The sequence below is a fragment of the Corynebacterium sp. CCUG 65737 genome, assembly GCF_024454115.1.
Taxonomy (GTDB): domain Bacteria; phylum Actinomycetota; class Actinomycetes; order Mycobacteriales; family Mycobacteriaceae; genus Corynebacterium; species Corynebacterium genitalium.
Genome location: NZ_JAGPZB010000028.1, coordinates 1 through 3,264, shown reverse-complemented (window position 1 = coordinate 3,264; position 3,264 = coordinate 1). Strand labels below are relative to the sequence as shown.

6 protein-coding genes and 1 tRNA gene are annotated in these 3,264 nt (G+C 60.7%); all 7 read left to right on the top strand.

From position 1 onward, the window contains the following. Positions 1–189 precede the first annotated feature (189 nt). The 7 genes from KBX17_RS11360 to KBX17_RS11330 all read left to right on the top strand — a co-directional run bounded on the left by KBX17_RS11360 (position 190) and on the right by KBX17_RS11330 (position 3,186). Positions 190–363, top strand: coding sequence for a hypothetical protein (locus KBX17_RS11360; protein ID WP_005288996.1), 174 nt, complete (start codon positions 190–192; stop codon positions 361–363). Beyond that, the gene (locus tag KBX17_RS11355; RefSeq protein WP_256019908.1) at positions 363–614 is read left to right on the top strand and encodes a hypothetical protein; all 252 of its coding nucleotides are present in this window, start codon (positions 363–365) and stop codon (positions 612–614) included. The genes KBX17_RS11360 and KBX17_RS11355 overlap by 1 nt, the downstream gene beginning before the upstream one ends. 121 nt (positions 615–735) lie before the next feature. Further along, positions 736–1,311: a hypothetical protein gene (locus KBX17_RS11350; RefSeq protein WP_255995692.1), complete on the top strand. Its 576-nt coding sequence runs from the start codon at positions 736–738 to the stop codon at positions 1,309–1,311. Next, positions 1,304–1,531 (top strand): helix-turn-helix transcriptional regulator, encoded by a 228-nt coding sequence (locus KBX17_RS11345; protein WP_255998560.1) that lies wholly within the window; start codon positions 1,304–1,306, stop codon positions 1,529–1,531. The genes KBX17_RS11350 and KBX17_RS11345 overlap by 8 nt, the downstream gene beginning before the upstream one ends. A 30-nt stretch (positions 1,532–1,561) precedes the next feature. Further along, positions 1,562–2,362, top strand: coding sequence for a mycolate reductase (gene cmrA / locus KBX17_RS11340; protein WP_256019906.1), 801 nt, complete (start codon positions 1,562–1,564; stop codon positions 2,360–2,362). A gap of 35 nt (positions 2,363–2,397) precedes the next feature. Continuing rightward, positions 2,398–3,051: an oligoribonuclease gene (gene orn, locus KBX17_RS11335; protein ID WP_255998564.1), complete on the top strand. Its 654-nt coding sequence runs from the start codon at positions 2,398–2,400 to the stop codon at positions 3,049–3,051. A gap of 59 nt (positions 3,052–3,110) precedes the next feature. Further along, positions 3,111–3,186, top strand: a tRNA-His gene (locus KBX17_RS11330). The last annotated feature ends 78 nt before the right edge of the window (positions 3,187–3,264 follow it).

Here is a 3,264-nt window from a genome sequence, read left to right as displayed (position 1 = left end):
ATGTCGCGACTGACCTGTCAACCATCAGGAATGCTGTCCCAGGCACGCCGTGTCAACTATGTCATGACTTCAGACACTGCCGGGGGCGCTTTCCCATACCCCTTTCACCTGCGATTACGGCCCCGCGCAGCGCAAAATCGCTAGACTGGTCGCATAACCGAAATCACCTAGCACGATTGAGGAGCGACCATGAGCAAGGACAGCATCCCAAGCTTTGACCAGGCGCAAGACGCCGACGATGCAGCCAAGGCGGCCGTCAACCCGACGCCGACCCGCGACGACAGCATCAACAACCTGGGTGACCCGGACGCAGACGGCAACTTCCAGGACCGCACCGAGAAGGAAAGCGAGAAGGCGAACTAATGGCCGACAACACGCAGGCAAATAACGCACAGCCGGGCGACGGTCCCGACAAGCTTCTCGACGCTGCAACGCGCCGCATCGGCAACGAGCCCGACACTGACCCCATCTCCGACCTTGAGCGTCTGGAGTCCCGCGATCTGGACAACCTGGACAAAGAGGACTTCGGCGAGGACAACGCGGGCGACGACGACTCCAGCTACGCCAACGACAACCCGGACGGTCCGTCCGAGGTCAACTGCGGCGGCGAGTAACCCGCAAACGCACTCAGCGCCGACCCCGACACAGGGGCGGCGCTTTTTCATCCTTGACGCCATATCGAATTGCGATATTATCGATTATCGAGAGTGTCGAATAACGATAAGGAGTTGAGTTATGAACATGCCTATGGACACGAACCAAACCGCTAAGCCTCCGACAGAGAAACAAACGAAAGATTTCAACTCGAGCACAATCGGAGTCACCGCCCTAGTCGCCCTCTGGATCAGCTTCGAAATCTTCGAGATGATCCACAACGGTATCGTGATCACCCGCCTATCCCCTGCCGTCGAGGGTGGCATCGTTTTTGCCGATATCCCCAGCGGCGCCCAGTGGCTTTACGGCATTGGTCTGGCCACGAAGTACATCGGCCTCCTCGGCACCGGGATGACACTGAGCATGATCGGCTGGAACATGTCCAAAGGGCGGATCTTCACGCAACGCAACGTCACTCTCCTTAACTTCGGCACTGGCGCGATGTTCGCTTATTTCATCGGTCGCATCGGATTCGAGGGTCTGGGTAACAATTTCGTTGCCTCGGATCTGGGCCTGGAGCAATGGTGGGACACCGGTGTCAGCACCCCGTACTCCGAGTTCACACCAGCACTGATCCTCCTGTTCACCCTCGGCCTCGCTTCCATGCTTCTGCGCCGCGGCGCCCGGTTGAAGGAGGACGTGGACGGCCTTGTCTAATCCGATCAATCCAGCGGAGTCCCAGGTCGTCTGCCACCTGGACCGGCTCATGGCGGAGCGCGGCATCACCGGTGCCGCGCTCGCGGAGCAGGTCGGCATCACGCCGGTGAATCTATCCGTGCTCAAGAACAACCGCGCGAAGGCAGTCCGGTTCTCCACGCTCGCCGCGATCTGCCAGGCCTTGGACTGCCAGCCGGGAGACATCTTCTCCGTGCAGTAGCCTGCAGTAACCTGCAGTAGGCTCGCACGCATGAGCTTTCCCCAACCCTCCATCAATTCCTACGCGCTGATCACCGGTGCCAGCCAGGGCATCGGTGAGGCCATGGCCCGCGACTTTGCTAAGGCGGGATACAACCTCATTATCGTGGCCCGACGCGAGGACGTCCTGCAGAAACTTGCCGCCGAGCTCGAAGATGCCCACGGCGTCGGAGTCATCGTCGCCGCTAAGGATCTCTCTGTGGCCGAGCAGGTCGATGAGCTCATCGAGCTTATCGACGAAAAAGCCATCTCCATCTGCGTCAACTCCGCCGGCATCGCCTCCTTCGGGCCGTTCATGAACCAAGACTGGGATTACGAGACAAACCAGTACAACTTGAACGCCACGGCGGTCTTCCGCATTACCAAGGCGGTGTTGGACCAGATGGTTCCGCGTGGAGAGGGCGCGTTGTGCAATGTCGGCTCCGCCGCCGGCAACGCGCCCATTCCGAACAACGCCACCTACGTGTTCACCAAGGCCGGCGTGAACACCTTCACCGAGTCTCTGCACTACGAGTTGAAGAAGACCGGCGTGCACTGCACTCTTCTCGCTCCCGGCCCGGTGCGTGACGCTGTTGTCCCGGAGGACGAGCAGTCGATCGTCGACAAGGTCGTCCCGGACTTCTTGTGGACCACCTACGAGTCCTGCTCGGAGGAGACCATCGCTGCCATGATGAAGAACCAGCGCCGCGTCACCCCCGGGCCGCTGTCGAAGGCGATGGACTTTGTCTCCTCCTACGCCCCGCGTGCTGTCATCGCGCCGGTGACCGGCTGGTTCTACGCCAAGATGGGCTAACCGCAGCCACAACACGGGCGGGTAGGTTGAAGACCATGAGCGAAGAACCCTCCGCAGAACCCACTGCCCTACCCGCCAAGGACGACCGCATTGTTTGGATCGACCTGGAGATGACGGGCCTCGACCCGCAGCGTCACGTCATTGTTGAAGTCGCAGCACTCGTCACGGACGCGGAGCTGAACATCCTCGACGGCGGCATTGACCTTGTCGTCCACGCCACCGACGCAGAACTCGCCGAAATGGATGACTTCGTCACCGAAATGCACGGCAGCTCCGGGCTGACGGAACAGATCAAGGCTTCCACTGTGGCGTTGCGGGAGGCAGAGGAGGCGGTGCTGGAACTCGTCGATAAGCATTGCGGCGAGCACCGCCCACCGCTGGCTGGCAACTCGATCGCCACTGACCGCACCTTCATTCGCGCGCACATGCCGGAACTGGACGAGCGTCTGCACTACCGGATGATCGACGTCTCCACCATCAAGGAGCTCACCCGCCGCTGGTACCCGAAGGCCTACTACAACCAGCCCGAAAAGGGCATGGCGCACCGTGCTCTCGCCGACATTGTAGAGTCCATCCGCGAGCTCGACTACTACCGCCGTGCCGTGTTCACCCCCGCTCCCGGCCCCGACTCTGACGCGGCGGCGGTATGCGCGACCGAATCGACCGAGACCTACCAGCCGTTTTTGTAAAACCGGCGCAGTGAACTAATGTGATGTAGCGCTGCCCACGCACGCGACGGGCAGCGATGGTGGCTGTAGTTCAGCTGGTAGAGCACCAGGTTGTGATCCTGGGTGTCGCGGGTTCGAGTCCCGTCAGCCACCCCAATGTCATCAGTCGCGACATTGTTGACAGATGAGTCGCGACATGGTGGACAAACCGGCGTCTTGGTGTTTATTTTTTCC

Coding starts and splice junctions, on each gene's coding strand:
- cmrA (WP_256019906.1), top strand. CDS start 1,562: ATGAGCTTTCCCCAACCCTCCATCAATTCCTACGCGCTGATCACCGGT.
- orn (WP_255998564.1), top strand. CDS start 2,398: ATGAGCGAAGAACCCTCCGCAGAACCCACTGCCCTACCCGCCAAGGAC.
- KBX17_RS11360 (WP_005288996.1), top strand. CDS start 190: ATGAGCAAGGACAGCATCCCAAGCTTTGACCAGGCGCAAGACGCCGAC.
- KBX17_RS11355 (WP_256019908.1), top strand. CDS start 363: ATGGCCGACAACACGCAGGCAAATAACGCACAGCCGGGCGACGGTCCC.
- KBX17_RS11350 (WP_255995692.1), top strand. CDS start 736: ATGAACATGCCTATGGACACGAACCAAACCGCTAAGCCTCCGACAGAG.